At 59.6% G+C, this 15,661-nt stretch carries 16 protein-coding genes; 8 read left to right on the top strand and 8 right to left on the bottom strand.

From position 1 onward, the window contains the following. Nucleotides 1–702, bottom strand: coding sequence for a glutathione S-transferase family protein (locus ACR0DS_RS00490; protein WP_480486041.1), 702 nt, complete (start codon nucleotides 700–702; stop codon nucleotides 1–3). A 167-nt stretch (nucleotides 703–869) separates the two neighbouring features. Here ACR0DS_RS00490 and rpiA point away from each other — a divergent pair, with 167 nt between their 5' ends. The 6 genes from rpiA (at nucleotide 870) to ACR0DS_RS00460 (ending at nucleotide 7,067) form a co-directional block, all read left to right on the top strand. Next, nucleotides 870–1,658, top strand: coding sequence for a ribose-5-phosphate isomerase RpiA (gene rpiA, locus ACR0DS_RS00485; RefSeq protein ID WP_480493460.1), 789 nt, complete (start codon nucleotides 870–872; stop codon nucleotides 1,656–1,658). Between the two features lie 124 nt (nucleotides 1,659–1,782). Further along, entirely contained in the window at nucleotides 1,783–3,141 is a 1,359-nt protein-coding gene (gor, locus tag ACR0DS_RS00480) for a glutathione-disulfide reductase (RefSeq protein ID WP_480557334.1), read from the top strand. 72 nt (nucleotides 3,142–3,213) lie between these two features. After that, the gene (hflK, locus tag ACR0DS_RS00475; RefSeq protein ID WP_480557332.1) at nucleotides 3,214–4,356 is read left to right on the top strand and encodes an FtsH protease activity modulator HflK; all 1,143 of its coding nucleotides are present in this window, start codon (nucleotides 3,214–3,216) and stop codon (nucleotides 4,354–4,356) included. Next, nucleotides 4,356–5,252, top strand: coding sequence for a protease modulator HflC (gene hflC / locus ACR0DS_RS00470; RefSeq protein ID WP_480476482.1), 897 nt, complete (start codon nucleotides 4,356–4,358; stop codon nucleotides 5,250–5,252). Before hflK ends, hflC begins: the two co-directional genes overlap by 1 nt. Beyond that, nucleotides 5,252–5,446, top strand: coding sequence for a DUF2065 domain-containing protein (locus ACR0DS_RS00465; protein WP_267363999.1), 195 nt, complete (start codon nucleotides 5,252–5,254; stop codon nucleotides 5,444–5,446). Before hflC ends, ACR0DS_RS00465 begins: the two co-directional genes overlap by 1 nt. Nucleotides 5,447–5,573: 127 nt before the next feature. After that, the gene (locus ACR0DS_RS00460; protein WP_480557330.1) at nucleotides 5,574–7,067 is read left to right on the top strand and encodes a DegQ family serine endoprotease; all 1,494 of its coding nucleotides are present in this window, start codon (nucleotides 5,574–5,576) and stop codon (nucleotides 7,065–7,067) included. A 218-nt stretch (nucleotides 7,068–7,285) separates the two neighbouring features. Here ACR0DS_RS00460 and ACR0DS_RS00455 read toward each other — a convergent pair whose 3' ends face one another. The 5 genes from ACR0DS_RS00455 to ACR0DS_RS00435 all read right to left on the bottom strand — a co-directional run bounded on the left by ACR0DS_RS00455 (nucleotide 7,286) and on the right by ACR0DS_RS00435 (nucleotide 11,520). After that, a complete protein-coding gene (locus tag ACR0DS_RS00455; RefSeq protein WP_480476488.1) occupies nucleotides 7,286–7,954 on the bottom strand; it encodes a Crp/Fnr family transcriptional regulator in 669 nt (222 codons plus the stop codon). A 113-nt stretch (nucleotides 7,955–8,067) separates the two neighbouring features. Beyond that, the gene (locus ACR0DS_RS00450; RefSeq protein ID WP_480476490.1) at nucleotides 8,068–8,673 is read right to left on the bottom strand and encodes an inner membrane-spanning protein YciB; all 606 of its coding nucleotides are present in this window, start codon (nucleotides 8,671–8,673) and stop codon (nucleotides 8,068–8,070) included. Between the two features lie 16 nt (nucleotides 8,674–8,689). Then, entirely contained in the window at nucleotides 8,690–9,592 is a 903-nt protein-coding gene (locus tag ACR0DS_RS00445) for an EamA family transporter (protein ID WP_267363986.1), read from the bottom strand. A gap of 88 nt (nucleotides 9,593–9,680) precedes the next feature. Beyond that, on the bottom strand, nucleotides 9,681–10,823 hold the full coding sequence (gene ftsY, locus ACR0DS_RS00440; RefSeq protein WP_480557327.1) for a signal recognition particle-docking protein FtsY: 1,143 nt from the start codon (nucleotides 10,821–10,823) through the stop codon (nucleotides 9,681–9,683). Nucleotides 10,824–10,881: 58 nt separating this feature from the next. Continuing rightward, entirely contained in the window at nucleotides 10,882–11,520 is a 639-nt protein-coding gene (locus ACR0DS_RS00435) for a lysoplasmalogenase family protein (RefSeq protein WP_480557325.1), read from the bottom strand. Nucleotides 11,521–11,660: 140 nt separating this feature from the next. On the opposite strand from ACR0DS_RS00435, the gene ACR0DS_RS00430 reads away from it, so the two are divergent. Then, the gene (locus tag ACR0DS_RS00430) at nucleotides 11,661–12,056 is read left to right on the top strand and encodes a hypothetical protein (protein ID WP_480557323.1); all 396 of its coding nucleotides are present in this window, start codon (nucleotides 11,661–11,663) and stop codon (nucleotides 12,054–12,056) included. On the opposite strand, the gene ACR0DS_RS00425 is transcribed toward ACR0DS_RS00430, so the two are convergent. Together ACR0DS_RS00425 and xseA are read right to left on the bottom strand one after the other, a co-directional pair. Further along, complete coding sequence (locus ACR0DS_RS00425) at nucleotides 12,057–12,698, bottom strand: glutathione S-transferase family protein (RefSeq protein ID WP_480554673.1); 642 nt, start codon at nucleotides 12,696–12,698, stop codon at nucleotides 12,057–12,059. Nucleotides 12,699–12,701: 3 nt separating this feature from the next. Continuing rightward, on the bottom strand, nucleotides 12,702–14,186 hold the full coding sequence (gene xseA / locus ACR0DS_RS00420; protein WP_480516604.1) for an exodeoxyribonuclease VII large subunit: 1,485 nt from the start codon (nucleotides 14,184–14,186) through the stop codon (nucleotides 12,702–12,704). Between the two features lie 76 nt (nucleotides 14,187–14,262). On the opposite strand from xseA, the gene purD reads away from it, so the two are divergent. Beyond that, on the top strand, nucleotides 14,263–15,531 hold the full coding sequence (gene purD / locus ACR0DS_RS00415; protein ID WP_480557321.1) for a phosphoribosylamine--glycine ligase: 1,269 nt from the start codon (nucleotides 14,263–14,265) through the stop codon (nucleotides 15,529–15,531). Nucleotides 15,532–15,661 lie beyond the last annotated feature (130 nt).

Raw genomic sequence — 15,661 nt, 5'->3', positions numbered from 1 at the left:
TCAGATAGCCGAGCCTTCCGGGGGATTAGCGTAAGTAGGGGATGTGAAGGGTGTAACGCCCAAACCTTCCGCAGCGATTGCCGAACGGGTGGCGGGGCATGTCTCAAGGTGCAGAAGCACTTTCTGCAGATGCGGCGTGTCGGCCAGTTGATACCAGCTGCGGTCAGTACTTACAGGGTACAGGGCCATCCAGCGCATCATGCAGGCGACATAATAGGTCAGAACCGATGGGACACCTGCGCGAAACCACTCAGGCCCGCGTTGCGCCAGCGCATCCAGCAACCGCAGGTGCTGCAGCAACCGGGGTCGGATGCCCGCGCGCAGCGTGTCGGCCTGTGAGGCGTCTATGTATTTTTCAGCGTAGAACAGGATGCGCAGATCCGCATGCAACGTGTTGGACGCGAAGAACAGCCATTTCAGAAATCCGGCGCGTTCAGGATCATCCACCGCCGGGGCCAGTTGACCATGGCGCTCTGTCAGCCAAAGCAGGATCGCCGCAGTTTCAAAGATCGGGCCCTGCGGCGTTTCCAGAACCGGGATCAGCCCGTTGGGATTAAGCGACCGATACGCGTCGCTGTCCTGCTCGTTCTGGCGGCGGTCCACCAGCACGGTTTCATAAGCCACGCCCATCTCGTCCAGCGCCAGCCGGATCACCAGCGAGGCGTTGTCAGGGGCATAATGCAGGCGGTACGGGGTCAACATGCGCGCAACTTACAGCGCAAAGATGTGGGTGTAAGACATGATTGCGACTTTTCCGACAGGAAACGCGTAGTCCTGAGACATCTTAACACCTGTCGGATCGCAAAATGGGGTCGCAGTCGTCTGACGCATTCCCTATAACTCCGTCAGAATAAACTGGGAAAGCTGCCATGACCAGAGATCTGTCGCCAATCGACACCGCGAAATATGTTGCCGCGTACCGTGCCGCCGACATGGTTGAAGACGGGATGCGCGTGGGCCTTGGCACAGGATCGACAGCCGCCTGGCTGGTGCGCCGTCTGGGTGAACGGGTGCGCGAAGACGGACTGCGGATCAAGGGTGTTCCAACCTCGACCCGCACGGCGCAGCTTGCCCGCGAGGTTGGTATCGACGTCATTTCACTGGATCAGGCCGGTTGGCTGGACATGACCATCGACGGCGCGGATGAGTTCGATCAGGACCTGAACCTGATCAAGGGCGGTGGCGGTGCGCATCTGCAGGAAAAGATTGTGGCCACGGCCAGCGACCAGATGATCGTCATCGCCGATGCAGGCAAAGAAGTTGAAACTCTGGGGGCCTTTCCGCTGCCTGTCGAGGTCATTCCCTTTGGCTGGCAGACAACACGCACATTGATCGAGGAAGCTCTGGATACGATGGATGTGCTTGGGACATCCTCGGCGCTGCGCATGAATGGCGAGGCTCCGTTTGTGACCGATGAGGGCAACCACATCCTTGACCTGCACCTCAAGCGCATCGGCAACCCGCGCCAGATGGCGCTGATCCTGAACCAGGTGCCCGGTGTTGTGGAAAATGGCCTGTTCATCGACATCTGCGACAAGGTCGTGATCGGCCATGGCGATGGCCGGGTCGAGCTGCGTGATATCAACGCGGGCACGGTCGCAATGGATCAGCTGCTCAGCGGATCGCGCGATAACCTGTTTTCCGATTTTTCGGACTGAGTATCGTGCAGGTCCCTCCGGCAAGTGGCTATGAAAGTTCGAAATTTCCACGCCGGGGGTTGGCACAGGGTTTTTTACGCCCAGATATCCAGAGAAATTTGCAAGTTGAACGAAGGAACCCGGCATGAGCTTTGACTATGATCTTTTTGTCATCGGTGGAGGTTCGGGCGGGGTCCGCGCGGCGCGTGTTGCGGCGGGTGAAACCGGCGCCAAGGTCGCGCTGGCCGAAGAAGACCGGTATGGCGGCACCTGTGTGATCCGGGGCTGCGTGCCAAAGAAGCTGATGGTCTTTGCCAGCGAATACTCGGGCATGGTCGGGGATGCGCAGGCCTATGGCTGGGACATTCAGCCCGGCGCGTTCAACTGGAACACTTTCCACGGCAAGCTGGTGGCCGAGCTTGATCGGTTGGAAGGGATATATCGCAATATCCTGAAGAACAACGGCGTCGAAAGCTTTGACCAGCGTGCGCGCCTTGTGGATGCCCACACGGTCGAGCTGACCGATGGAACCCGCAAAACCGCCAAACACATTCTGATTGCCACCGGCGGTCGCCCGGTTGTTCCGGATTTTCCAGGCTCGGAACTGGCGATTACGTCGAACGAGATATTCCATCTGGGCAAGCTGCCAGAAAGCATCCTGATCGTAGGGGGCGGTTATATCGCCTGTGAATTTGCCGGGATCATGAACGGGCTGGGGGTCAGGACGACTCAATTTTATCGCGGCGCACAGATCCTTCGGGGTTTTGATGATGAGGCGCGTGGACTGATCAGCGAAGAAATGTGCCAGAACGGCATCGACCTGCATCTGGGCACCAATGTGATCGAGATGAAAAAGCAGGGCGACAAGATCTGGGTCAAGGCCACCAACGGCTCCGAGCAGAGTTTTGATGTGGTGATGTATGCCACGGGCCGTGCGCCGAATGCCGATAACCTTGGGCTGGAGGCTTTGGGCGTTGAACGCGGCCGTAAGGGCGAGATCATCGTGGATGAATACAGCCAGACCGCTGTGCCCTCGATCTTTGCCATTGGCGATGTGACCGACCGGGTGAACCTGACCCCGGTGGCGATCCGCGAGGGGATGGCCTTTGTGGAAACCGTGTTCAAGGGCAATCCGACACCGGTGGATCACGACTTGATTCCGACCGCGATCTTTACTCAGCCTGAGATGGGAACTGTCGGCCTCAGCGAAGAAGAGGCAGCGGAACAGGAACCGATTGAGGTTTATGCCACGTCTTTCAAGCCGATGCAGAAATCCTTTGCTGGCGGCACGCAGCGGGTACTGATGAAACTCATCGTCTCTCAGGCCACGCGCAAGGTGCTGGGTTGCCATATTGTCGCCCCCGGTGCCGGCGAGATGATCCAGCTGGCGGGAATCGCTGTAAAGATGGGCGCGACCAAGGAAGATTTTGACCGAACGGTTGCAGTTCACCCGGTCATGGCCGAAGAACTGGTGACAATGCGGCAACCTGTGCGCACGGCTTGATTTGCAAGCGCGCGCACACAGGTTACAAGGGAACCCGTGATCACACGGTCCAAAACGAAGGAAAAGATACATATGGCGGGCAACAGCGGCGGCCCCTGGGGGGGCGGAGGCTCATCCGGTGGCGGAGGAAATCAGGGTAACAACGGGAACGGGCGCAAGCCTCCCGAAAGCGATGGCCCGCATATTCCCGAGATCGATGAACTGATGAAAAAAGGCCAGGAGCAGCTGCGCGTCCTCATGGGCGGCCGTGGCGGCGGTGGCCGTGGCGGTAGCGGTGATCAGGGCGGTGGCGGTCCGGCCTTTACCAAGGGCACAGTTGCGATTGGCCTTGTTGCAGCTGCAGTAGTCTGGGGGCTTGCGAGCTTTTATACTGTCAAACCCGAAGAACAGTCTGTCGAACTGTTTCTGGGCGAATTCTCGGCCGTCGGCAATCCGGGCCTGAACTTTGCGCCATGGCCGTTTGTAACCGCCGAGGTCATACCGGTGACCCGCGAACAGAACGAAGACATGGGTGGCGCGCGTGGTAGCGACGATGGCCTGATGCTGACCGGCGACGAGAATGTGGTCGACATAGATTATCAGGTTGTCTGGAACATCAACGACCCGGCCAAGTACCTGTTTAATCTGCGTGATCCGCGCCAGACGATCCGAGCCGTGTCCGAATCCGCGATGCGTGAGATCATTGCGCAAAGCGAGCTTGCACCGATCCTTAACCGTGATCGCGGCGTAATCGCCGACCGTTTGCAGGTGTTGATTCAGGATACAATGGACAGCTACGATTCGGGTGTGAACATCATTCGCGTCAACTTTGACAAAGCCGACCCGCCACAGGACGTGATCGCCTCCTTCCGCGATGTCCAGGCTGCCGCGCAAGAACGTGACCGGTTGCAGAACGTGGCAGACGCTTATGCCAACCGTGTGCTGGCCGAGGCACGCGGTGAAGCCGCACAGATTCTGGAAGAGGCTGAAGGGTACCGCGCCCAACAAATCAATAGTGCTCAGGGTGAGGCCAGCCGCTTTAGCGCGGTTCTGGAAGAATACTCCAAGGCACCGGACGTGACTCGCAAGCGTCTGTACTTGGAGCGGATGGAACAGATTTTGGGTGACGTCGACAAGATCATTCTAGACCCGAGTTCGAGTGGACAAGGGCAGGGCGTCGTGCCCTACCTGCCGCTGAATGAGCTGCGCCGTAGTCCTTCTGGGGAGAGCAACTGATGCGTAAGACGACATTTATTTTGCCGATCGTTTTCATCGCGGTAGTCGGTGTTCTTTCCTCGATTTTCATCGTGGACGAGCGCGAACGTGCTCTGGTTCTACAATTTGGCCGCGTTGTCGCGGTGAAGGAGGAGCCAGGTCTGGCGTTCAAGATACCGGTGATTCAAGAAGTAGTGCGCTATGACAACCGCATCCTGTCCATCGATGTCCACCCGCTGGAAGTTACTCCGCTGGATGATCGTCGTCTGGTGGTTGATGCGTTTGCGCGTTATCGAATTTCTGATCTGGAACAGTTCCGTCAGGCCGTTGGCGTCGGTGGTATCCCGGTGGCCGAGGATCGTCTGGACCGCATTCTGCGTGCTGAAACCCGCGAAGTACTGGGTTCGGTTTCCTCGCGTGACATCCTCAGCTCGGACCGTGCAGCCTTGATGCTGCGCATTCGAAATAGCGCGATTGCCGAAGCGCAGGCGTTAGGCGTCACCGTAATCGACGTGCGCCTGAAAGCGACCGACTTGCCGCAGGCCAACCTTGAGGCCACATTTGACAGGATGAAGGCCGAGCGGGAACGTGAAGCGACAGATGAACGCGCACGTGGTAACGAGGCGGCGCAACGTGTGCGCGCGCAGGCTGACCGGACTGTGGTTGAACTGGTGTCGGATGCGCGCCGTGAGGCTGAGATCACCCGCGGTGAAGCCGACGCCGAACGCAACGCGATCTTTGCCGAAGCTTATAGCGCCGATCCGGAGTTCTTTGAATTTTACCGCTCGTTGACGGCCTATCAGAATGCGCTGCAAGGCGGTAACAGCTCGCTGGTGTTGAGCCCGGATTCCGAATTTTTCAATTACCTGGGTTCACCCACAGGGCGGAGTGTTCCGGCGGCTCCGGTCTCTGAATAATGGGCATGATCCTTCTGGCCTTCGGGCTGGTACTGATTGTCGAGGGGCTGGCCTATGCGCTGGCCCCTTCGCTTATCGAGCGGATGCTGGAGGCGTTGCGCGCCATGCCCGAACAGGCCCGGCGTCTGGCCGGGTTGCTTTGTGTTGTCAGCGGTTTGATCCTGCTCTGGGGGGCATATCAACTGGGCTTTTGACGGGGCGGTTTCACGTGCGGGTGATTTCCCTGCGATCCCGAGTTGCTCACCGGGTTAAACTGACTACATTGGAAACTAAGAAAGGCCGAAACAGGCCTTGGCAAGATTGTCGACAAGGAGAGCTCAAGTGCAGGCGAAAGCGCGCAGTTTATCCGTCCGGTGGGACGACGTGAGTGTTTGGATGCGGCTGTTGTGGCTGGCCTTTGCCGGTACGCTGCTTGTGCTGGCGCAGTCGGTTTCCGCTCAGGCCAGAGGCGAAAGCCTGGCGCCCTTGGCCGAAAAGATCAGCCCGGCCGTGGTGAACATCACCACAAGCACCCTGATCGAAGGTCAGACAGGTCCGCAGGGTATCGTGCCCGAGGGGTCTCCGTTCGAGGATTTCTTTCGCGAGTTTCAGGATCGCAACGGCGGCAATGACAACAGCCCGCCCCGACGCAGCAACGCCCTTGGGTCGGGTTTTGTGATCTCTGAAGATGGCTACATTGTCACCAACAATCACGTCATTGCGGAAGCTGATGAAATCCTTGTGGAATTCTTCCCCGGCGACGGGCAGCCCAAAAAAGAACTGGTGGCCAAGGTCATCGGAACCGATGAGAAAACCGATATCGCGCTGCTCAAGGTCGAGGCGTCCGGCCCCTTGAAATACGTGCAATTTGGCGACAGCGACGTGGCGCGTGTGGGTGACTGGGTTATTGCCATGGGCAACCCGCTGGGCCAGGGCTTTTCTGTATCCGCTGGTATCGTATCGGCCCGCAACCGGGCGCTCAGCGGATCTTATGACGATTACATCCAGACAGATGCGGCGATCAACCGGGGCAACTCGGGTGGTCCGTTGTTCAACATGGACGGCGAAGTGATCGGCGTGAACACCGCGATCCTGTCGCCAAACGGTGGCTCGATCGGTATCGGCTTTTCGATGGCGTCGAACGTGGTGGTAAAGGTCGTCGATCAGCTGCGCGAATTTGGCGAAACCCGGCGCGGCTGGCTGGGTGTCCGCATTCAGGACGTGACCGAGGATATGGCCGAGGCGATGGGGCTGGAAAAACCCGGCGGCGCGCTGATCAGCGATGTCCCGGAAGGCCCCGCCCAGGAGGCCGGTCTGAAAGCAGGCGACGTGATCATCAGCTTTGACGGCGTCGAAGTCGAAGACACCCGAGGTCTGGTCCGTCAGGTCGGCGAAACAGAAGTCGGCAAAGCCGTTCGGGTCATTGTGCACCGCGATGGCGGCACACAGACAATTCTGGTCACGCTGGGACGCCGCGAGGACGCAGAAAGCAAAGACGATGACGAAGAAGAAACGCAGGATGCTCCGGTCGAAGAAAACGCCGATATTCTCGGGCTGACCATCTCCCCGCTCACAGATACGCTGCGTGCGGATATGGGATTGGATGCAGATGCCCAAGGTCTGGTGATTTCGAATGTCGATGAAGCGTCTGAGGCTTACGCGAAAGGGTTGCGTGCGGGTGACCTGATCACGGAAGCGGGTCAGCAAAAGGTGGAAACCATCGCGGACCTGGAAGCCCGAATGGACCAATCGCGAGAGGCTGGGCGGAAATCCCTGCTGCTTTTGGTCCGCAGGGGGGGCGAGCCGCGATTTGTGGCGCTAAGCCTGGAAGAGTGATTTGAATAGGCCGGGACAAGCACCCGGCCTTTTTCATTGCCTGAACACCTGAAGAGGCATGCAGAAAGAAAATGAGCCATACGCGGTAATTGCGTATGGCTCAGATACAGGGAGAGATCAGTGGACAGATATCGGGGATGATTCTCTGACCTCCTACGGTAACAACTTCACCTTAGGTCAACGCCGACCTCTTCGTATGTGAACCAGATCACACTGGGTCAGATAAGTTCGGAATCGGCCAGTTCCCGCAAAGCGTCGAAATCCTGAATCAGCAATCCGCCGCGCGAGGATTCGACAATATTGTCGCGTTTCCAGATCGAGATCGTCTTGGAAACGGCCTCGCGTGTGGCCCCGACAAATTCGGCCAGTTCGCTCTGCGACAAGGTGATGCGCTGCGTTGGGTCGTCCTGCAATTCCGACAGATGCAACAGCTTTCGGGCCAATCGAATGGGCATGGGCAAAAAGACCTGCTCGTTCAGCTGCAACCCCATCCATCGCATGCGCACCCCGGCCAACCGGATCAGATCCACGGCAAGATCAGGCTGTTTTCTGATCTGGTTCATGACGTCATTGCGACGTACGCGCAAAACGCGCGATGGCTCGGCCGCCGCAATAGTCGCCGTGCGCGGGCCGTTGTCAAACAGCGCAATCTCGCCAAAGACTTCGCCAGGGCGCATCAGGGTCAGCGTCAGCTTTCGCCCGCTCATCGCCAGAAAGGACACTTCAAGCGTGCCTTCCAAAATGGCATAGAGCGAATCGCCTTCATCGCCCTGTTCGAATAGGGTTTCGCCTTGAGCCAGCGAGATGTCGGTCGCCTGCGCCGAAAGCATCTCTCTAAGCCCGTCGGAGGCCTCCGAAAGGAAGCCGCTGGTGGGAAAGGCCGTCATGTATACACCGATCTTGGGTAAGGTGTGAGTGTGGGTGGTGACACAACTTCCCATAGCTCGGCGGCTAAGCCAAGAATTTTGTTTGTTTTGCAGGTATTGCGACGTCAGGGCAGCTATTTCTGTTCCGGGTCGTCCATATAGCGTTGCAGGATGCTGAATTGCAGCATCAGGAAGGCCATCAGCGCGATGGGAAATCCGAAGGTTTCGATTTTGACCCAAAGGTCGGTCGACATGGTGCGCCAGACAAACTCGTTTGCGGCGGCCAGAACGGCGAAACAGGCGCAAAGGCGGCGCGTCAGAATCATCCACCCTTCGTGCTTCATCGGCAGCAATTCATCCAGTACGTAGGCCAGATAAGATTTCTTTTGCAGCAACCCGATGCCAAGGATCAGGGCGAACAGGCCATAGACAAGCGTGGTTTTCATCTTGAAAAACCGCTCGTCATTGAACCATGCGGTCAGGCCACCAAAGAAAATGACCATGAAGGCCGTGAAAATCTGCATCCGGCTAAGCTGGCCGGTCAGATACCACAGGATACCCATTGCCCCCAGCATCAGGGGGACGAAGATAATCGTGGCGATGATAAAGCCGGAATACTCGGTGCCACCGATCAGAAAGCTGTCATCACGCAAGCGCAGGTAGATGAAGAAGAAGGCCAGCGGCGGGCCAAGCTCCAGCACCTGTTTCAGAAATGGGTTGATATCTTTTTTGCCTGTCATCGGTATGTCCTGCTGCTTACCCGCCCATTTCAACTATTACGGCGCCGAGTGCAATCAATGCCATCAATGCAATGCGTCTTGGGCCAACGGTCTCCTTCAGGACAAGCCAGCCGATCAGCGCCGCAAAGACGGTTGAGGTTTCGCGCAGCACGGCGGCTTCGCCGACTTTGTCCAGCCGCGTGGCCAGCATGATCGACCCAAAGGACAAAGGCGCGATGATGCCGCCGGCCAGACCCCGCAGCATCAGTGGGCCGGGCGCAGGGCGATGTGTCATCGCGCGCCATCTGAGGAAGGCGTAGACCGGCATCGCCGCGCCGTCGATCATGAAGAACCAGGCCAGAAATGTGAACGGGTCGGCGGTGGCGCGTATGCCATAGGCGTCATAGGTGGTGTAAAGGGCGACAAACAGCCCCGTGATGATCGCCAGGACCAGCGCAATCCCCAGCGTGTCCCGGTTGGTTTCAAGAAACCGGAAATTATAGGCGGCCAGGCCGAATATCCCGGCCAGCAGGGTTGCGACGCCCAGCCACTGCACGGTCGAGAATGTTTCACCGAACAGAAGATAGGCACCAATGACCGTAAACAGCGGGCCTGTCCCGCGCACGACGGGATAGACGACCGTGTAGGACCCTTTGGTGTACGCCGCGGCCTGCAGCGTCTTGTAGGCAATGTGGATCAGCCAGGCGAGGGCGAAGATCGGCCACATATGAGGTTCAGGCCAGGGCACCACGAAAAAGGCAAACGGGGCGGCCATCAGGCCATAGCTGGCGTCAATGGCACCGCGGGACAGCCATGGATCATGACGGCCTTTCTGCAGCGCCCCGAACGCGGCGTGCAGGAAAGCGGCCATCAACGCCAGTGCCAGCGCCAGTTGGTGACCGGCTTCGGTGCCTTCAAGTGAGATCAGCCAGTCGCTCAAATACGCAGACCTTTTGTAGGGCGGAGAGGGGTGGGGGCTGTCTGCCCTCACACCCCCGAGGATATTTGGGGCCAGATGAAGTGGCGGATCAGCCCTTGTCGAGCCCGGTCAGGGCGGCGGCGAATTCTTCGGGATCGAAGGGGGCAAGGTCATCGATCTGTTCTCCCACCCCGATAGCGTGGATCGGCAGGCCGAACTTGTCGGCCAGCGCGACAAGAACACCGCCCTTGGCGGTTCCGTCCAGCTTGGTCATGATCAGGCCCGAGACATCGGCCAGCTTGCGAAAGGTTTCCACCTGGCTCAGCGCGTTCTGACCTGTGGTGGCGTCAAGGACCAGCAAGGTGTTGTGCGGTGCGGTCTCGTCGACCTTGCGGATGACGCGGACGATCTTGGCCAGTTCCTCCATCAGGTCGGTGCGGTTTTGCAGGCGCCCGGCGGTATCGATCATCAGCAGATCCGCGCCTTCGGCCTGAGCCCGGGTCAGCGCGTCAAAGGCGAGGCTGGCGGGGTCCGAGCCCTCGGGCGCGGTCAGAACCGGAACCCCGGCGCGATCGCCCCAGACTTGCAATTGTTCGACGGCCGCAGCGCGAAAGGTGTCACCGGCGGCGATGACGACTTTTTTGCCAGCCTGCTTGAACTGGCTGGCCAGTTTGCCGATGGTCGTGGTCTTGCCCGAGCCGTTGACGCCGACGACCAGCACCACTTGCGGACGTTTGGGATAGATCGGCAGGGGCCTGGCCACGGGCTCCATCACGCGGGCCACTTCCTGCGCCAGCAACTGTTTGATTTCCCGGGTCGAGAGTTTGCGCCCAAAGCGCCCCTCGGCCATGTTCGAGGTGACACGCAGGGCGGTGTCGACGCCCATGTCAGAAGCGATCAGCAGCTCTTCGAGTTGCTCGAGCATGTCGTCATCCAGCGTGCGGCGCATTTCTGTGGCAGCGCTGCCACGGCTGAACAAGCGGTTCAGGATGCCTTTGGATTCAGGGATTTCTGGTGGCGGGGCAACTGGTGTGGGATCCGCCGGGGCGGGGGCAGGTTGTTCAGCCGGTTCCTGCGCCGGTTCAGGGGTCGGGATTTCGGGAACCGGTTGCGGCTCGGGCTCAGGTTCGGGGAGGACAGGGTCGGGTGCGGCGGTTTCCTCGCCACCATCCTCGACGATGGCGTCCAGCCCCTGTTCGAGGCGGGATGAGGATTTGAACAGCTTGTCCTTTAGCTTTGAGAAAAACGCCATATTTGGTCTCCGCAGGTGTTCCTTTCACCTAATGCGGATTTGCGGCAGTTGCAAAGGGTCACGCAAAAGCGAAGACGAAACCAAATTGCGCGCCCCAGTAGAGCGGCCAGATCAGATAGGGCGTCAGCTTGTGGGCGGGGTGGTTCGCAGGCAGCAGGAACTTTTCCGTAGCAAGGATCAGATCAGACGCGATGAAGGCGATTGCAGCCGGGAACGCCCATCGCAAGGCACCTGTCTGGGGCAGCGCCAGCACGGTGATCCCCATGCCAAGGATGATCGGGATATAGGCCAGAACAGGGCCTTTCAGGTCTCCGGCGCGGGGGGCAAGCAGTGTGGCCATGACAATGCCCAGAATGACCAGAGACCACACGATCGCGGGGGCATCCCAGATCAGGCTGGCGGAGCTGGCAGGATGCGACAGGAACAGGGCGATATAGGCCAGATGCCCGGCGGCAAATGCGGCAATGCCGGCCATGAACGTGGCATCCGTTTCACGCGACAACAGCGCGTCCCCGGTCGCGCACAGTGCAAGCGCAACGGCCAGCATCCATGGGCCGCCCTGCAGAACCGCAATGACTGCCAACACGGCGACCGAGGTGGTTTTCAGCACAGTGCGCAAGGAACTGGCAGGTCGGACCGTCAGGGGCAGGTATCCCAATGCGCAGCCAAGGGCGATCCAGAAGAGAAGGGTTGTCATGTCACCTCACCGCGGTTTTCGAATACCATCATCCCGAGTGGGGCAAATAATCAAGCGCTTACGTGGAGTTAAGCGTGTTTCGCCAACCCTCGGCCAAAGGGTGAATGGCGTCTCCGGATCGCATCTGACACAATGGGCGTATGTTCCGAGCGCTGATGATTCTCGCCTGTTTTGCCGCACCGCCCGCTGTGGCCCAGGCCCCTTTGTCCGGCCCCGAATTCGACACCTATACGCGGGGCAAGACCCTGTTTTACGGGTTCGAAGGGCAGGTTTACGGGGTCGAACGCTATTTGCCCAACCGCCGGGTGATCTGGTCTTTTCTGGATGGCGATTGCAAGGAAGGTGTCTGGTATCAGCAGGATGAGCAGATTTGTTTCATCTACGAAGACCGGTTTGATCCGCAATGCTGGGTTTTTACGCGATCCGGCGGTGGCCTCGTTGCGCAGTTTGAAGGCGACCCGCAGGCGACCGAACTGTACGAGGCGGAAGATATCGGCGAAGAAATGGTGTGTTATGGCCCCGACGTCGGTGTCTGACTAGATCACCCGAAGCTCATCATAGCTGAGCATGACATGCTCCTGGTATGCAGGTCTTTCTGTCAGCTTTTCGTAATAGCGCCGCAGGTTGGGCAGGACCCTGCGGGATATGGCGATGTCGTAATAGCGATAGAGGATATGTCCCAGCTGAATATCGGCCAGCGTCAGATCGGACCCGCACAGGTAGGTGTTTTCTGATAACCGGGTATCGGCAAGTGCCAGTTTGCTTTCCAGTGCGGCAACGGCCTGTTTAATCGCGTGTTGGTCCTGCTGCGCCGGAGCAGTTCGCACAACCTGCCAGAACACGGGTACCGTGAAATCCATCGCAATGTTGATCTTGGCCCATTCCGCCCATTTGTCGACTTCGGCCCGTTGGACCGGGTCGCGCGGCCAGAACGCATTCCCGCCATAGGCATTCGCCAGGTAGCGCAGGATTGCGCCGGTCTCCCACAGCGGTGGGTGATTACCATCCTGGAGTACTGGGATGGTGCCGTTCGGGTTCAGCTTGCGAAAGGCATCGGTGTCCAGCCCACCGAACCTATGCCCTGCATCGTGGCGATGAAAGCGCAGCCCTAGCTCTCCGACGCACCACATCAGGGCCTGAACATTCGATGACGTTTTGCGGCCCCAGATTGTCAGCATGGCTTAGAACAACGATCCCTGATCTGGTGCATCCGGTTTGGTTTTCCGGTTGGGCTGCTTTGCGGCTGTCCCGGCGCCAAGAATGCCATCGGCGAATTCGATGTCCAGCGCCGTATGTTTCGCGGCCTCGGCTTTGGTCGTGATGACATTCCCATCTGCGCGGACCACAGCATATCCGCGTTCCAGCGTGGCCTTGTAGCTGAGCGTTTCGCGCAGGCGGTCGGTGGCCTCAAGCTGATGTTTCAGACGATCCAGCCGCGTGGTCTGCGCCGCGTTCAGCCGGTCACCAAGCCGGGCAAGGTTTTGCGCGTGCTGGCCGATCTCGCGTTGAATCGGTCGCAGGGACAGGCGCGAAGACAGGTTGCGCAGTGATTCCTGACGGGCCGAAACCAGACCGCGCAGAGTTGACGGGCGCAGATGCGCAGACAGTTCCACCACTTGCAGGCGACGGTTTTGCACTCCTCGCGTCAAAGCTGGGGTCAGGCGATCTGCAATCAAATCAAGGCGTTGTCTGGGGGAGTTCAACAGACTGTCAGGGCGCGGCAGGGCGCGGGACAAATCGCGCAGCCTTTGCGAACGGCGCTGCACCGCGTCCGTTGCCGCGCGCGACAGACGGGCGCCTTGCTCTCCGGTCCAGGCGAGCAGTTCGATGCGGACCGGCACGGCCAGCTCTGCCGCAGCTGTGGGTGTAGGCGCGCGGCGGTCCGAGACGAAATCAATCAGGGTCGTGTCGGTTTCATGCCCGACGGCCGAAATCAGCGGTATTTCCGATGCGGCGGCGGCGCGCGCGACACTTTCTTCGTTGAAGCCCCAAAGATCTTCGATCGACCCACCGCCACGGGCCACGATGATCAGGTCAGGACGGGGCAGTGCGCCACCGGGTGTAAACTGGTTGAACCCTTCGATGGCGCGGGAAACCTCGGGGGCGCAGTTTGCGCCCTGCACGGCTACGGGCCAGATCAGCACCTTGCGCGGGAACCTGTCCCGAAGCCGGTGCAGAATGTCACGGATCACCGCGCCCGAAGGCGATGTCACGACGCCGATGATCTGCGGCAGATACGGCAGGGGCTTCTTACGCTCGGGCGCAAACAGACCTTCGGCCTCAAGCTGTTTCTTGCGCTTTTCCAGCAAGGCCATAAGCGCGCCCTGACCGGCTACGGCAACTTCATCGACATTCAGGTTGTATTTGGATTGCGCGCCAAAAGCGGTCAGGCGACCGGTGACGACAACCTCCAGCCCTTCCTCTGGCACGACCGAGAGGCTGGAAACCTGACCTTTCCATGTTGTGCAGGCCAAAACGTTCCGGTCGTCCTTGATGTCGTAGTACAGGTGCCCGGATCGGGCCTTGAACACGCGGCCAACTTCGCCGCGCACGCGGATTCGCCCGAACGCGCCTTCCAGCGTGCGTTTTACCTCGCCCGATACCTCGGAAACCGTGTATTCAGGGGTGTTTTGGCCCGGAATCGGGTCATCAAGCAGGTCGGACATTTCAGCGCCTTGTTTCAAATGCTCACCCAGCTTAGAACGCCGCGCAGGCGAGGCCAAGCAGATCGGAGACGACCCCATGAACATCCTTATTCTCGGCAGCGGCGGGCGCGAACACAGCCTGGCCTGGGCGGTGATGCAAAACCCAAAATGCGACCGTCTGATCGTGGCGCCGGGCAATGCCGGGATCGCTCAGATCGCGGATTGTGCCGCTCTGGATATCGAAAACGGCGGGGCCGTCGTCAGCTTTGCCGAGGAAAACGCGATTGATTTCGTGATTGTCGGCCCCGAGGCTCCCTTGGCAGCAGGAGTGGCGGATCGCCTGCGCGAAGCCGGGGTGCTGGTTTTCGGACCGTCTGCCGAAGCGGCCCGGCTGGAAGCCTCGAAAAGCTTTACCAAGGAAATCTGCGACGCGGCACATGCCCCCACCGCCGCTTATGCGCGGTTCACCGCGCCCGAACCCGCCAAGGCTTATATCCGCGAACAGGGCGCGCCCATCGTGGTCAAGGCCGATGGTCTGGCCGCCGGCAAGGGCGTGATCGTGGCCATGGACGAAGACACGGCGCTTGACGCCATTGACGACATGTTCGGAGGTGCCTTTGGTGGCGCGGGGGCCGAGGTCGTGATCGAAGAGTTTATGGACGGCGAAGAAGCGTCTTTGTTTGTTCTGTGCGATGGCCAAGACATCCTGTCCATCGGTACGGCACAAGACCACAAGCGGGTGGGCGAAGGGGATACCGGCCTGAACACCGGGGGGATGGGTGCCTATTCTCCGGCGCCGGTTCTGAGTGCTGAAGTTGAAGCGCGCGCGATGGAAGAAATCGTGCGCCCTACCATTGCTGAAATGAAGCGCCGGGGCACACCGTTTCAGGGAATTCTCTATGCGGGGCTGATGATCAAGGACGGCCAGCCGCGCCTTGTGGAATACAACGTCCGTTTCGGGGATCCGGAATGTCAGGTCCTGATGATGCGTCTGGGCGCGCAGGCGATGGACTTGTTGCATGCCACCGCCGAAGGGCGACTGGGTGATATGCGGGTCAACTGGGCTGACGATCACGCGATAACTGTCGTGATGGCGGCCAAAGGTTATCCGGGAACCTACGAGAAGGGCACGGTCATCAAAGGATTGAACGGCTTGCCCGAGGACAGCAGCAATATGGTGTTTCATGCGGGCACAAGCGAGGCCGCGGGGCAGGTGCAGGCCGTCGGCGGGCGCGTTCTGAACGTGACCGCGCGTGGGAAAACGCTGCAAGAGGCGCGCGACCGGGCGTATCAGATGGTTGATGCCGTGGATTGGCCCGAAGGGTTCTATCGCAGCGATATCGGCTGGCGCGCTTTGGAGGGATGATCGGGCAGGGGGCTTTGCCCCCTCGGCCTTGCGGCCTCCCGGCGCTGCGCGGCCTCCCGGCGCTGCGCGGATTCGCGGTCGAAATCGTCCGCTGGACGATTTCTTTTCAACCACTCACCCTCCAGGATCT

This window comes from Ruegeria sp. AF5, assembly GCF_056541905.1.
This window is presented reverse-complemented; position numbering and strand designations above follow the sequence as displayed.

Bases quoted from the DNA above. Each gene is read 5' to 3' on its own strand.
- ACR0DS_RS00490 (WP_480486041.1), bottom strand. From the start codon at position 702: ATGTTGACCCCGTACCGCCTGCATTATGCCCCTGACAACGCCTCGCTG.
- rpiA (WP_480493460.1), top strand. From the start codon at position 870: ATGACCAGAGATCTGTCGCCAATCGACACCGCGAAATATGTTGCCGCG.
- gor (WP_480557334.1), top strand. From the start codon at position 1,783: ATGAGCTTTGACTATGATCTTTTTGTCATCGGTGGAGGTTCGGGCGGG.
- hflK (WP_480557332.1), top strand. From the start codon at position 3,214: ATGGCGGGCAACAGCGGCGGCCCCTGGGGGGGCGGAGGCTCATCCGGT.
- hflC (WP_480476482.1), top strand. From the start codon at position 4,356: ATGCGTAAGACGACATTTATTTTGCCGATCGTTTTCATCGCGGTAGTC.
- ACR0DS_RS00465 (WP_267363999.1), top strand. From the start codon at position 5,252: ATGGGCATGATCCTTCTGGCCTTCGGGCTGGTACTGATTGTCGAGGGG.
- ACR0DS_RS00455 (WP_480476488.1), bottom strand. From the start codon at position 7,954: ATGACGGCCTTTCCCACCAGCGGCTTCCTTTCGGAGGCCTCCGACGGG.
- ACR0DS_RS00450 (WP_480476490.1), bottom strand. From the start codon at position 8,673: ATGACAGGCAAAAAAGATATCAACCCATTTCTGAAACAGGTGCTGGAG.
- ftsY (WP_480557327.1), bottom strand. From the start codon at position 10,823: ATGGCGTTTTTCTCAAAGCTAAAGGACAAGCTGTTCAAATCCTCATCC.
- ACR0DS_RS00435 (WP_480557325.1), bottom strand. From the start codon at position 11,520: ATGACAACCCTTCTCTTCTGGATCGCCCTTGGCTGCGCATTGGGATAC.
- ACR0DS_RS00430 (WP_480557323.1), top strand. From the start codon at position 11,661: ATGTTCCGAGCGCTGATGATTCTCGCCTGTTTTGCCGCACCGCCCGCT.
- ACR0DS_RS00425 (WP_480554673.1), bottom strand. From the start codon at position 12,698: ATGCTGACAATCTGGGGCCGCAAAACGTCATCGAATGTTCAGGCCCTG.
- xseA (WP_480516604.1), bottom strand. From the start codon at position 14,186: ATGTCCGACCTGCTTGATGACCCGATTCCGGGCCAAAACACCCCTGAA.
- purD (WP_480557321.1), top strand. From the start codon at position 14,263: ATGAACATCCTTATTCTCGGCAGCGGCGGGCGCGAACACAGCCTGGCC.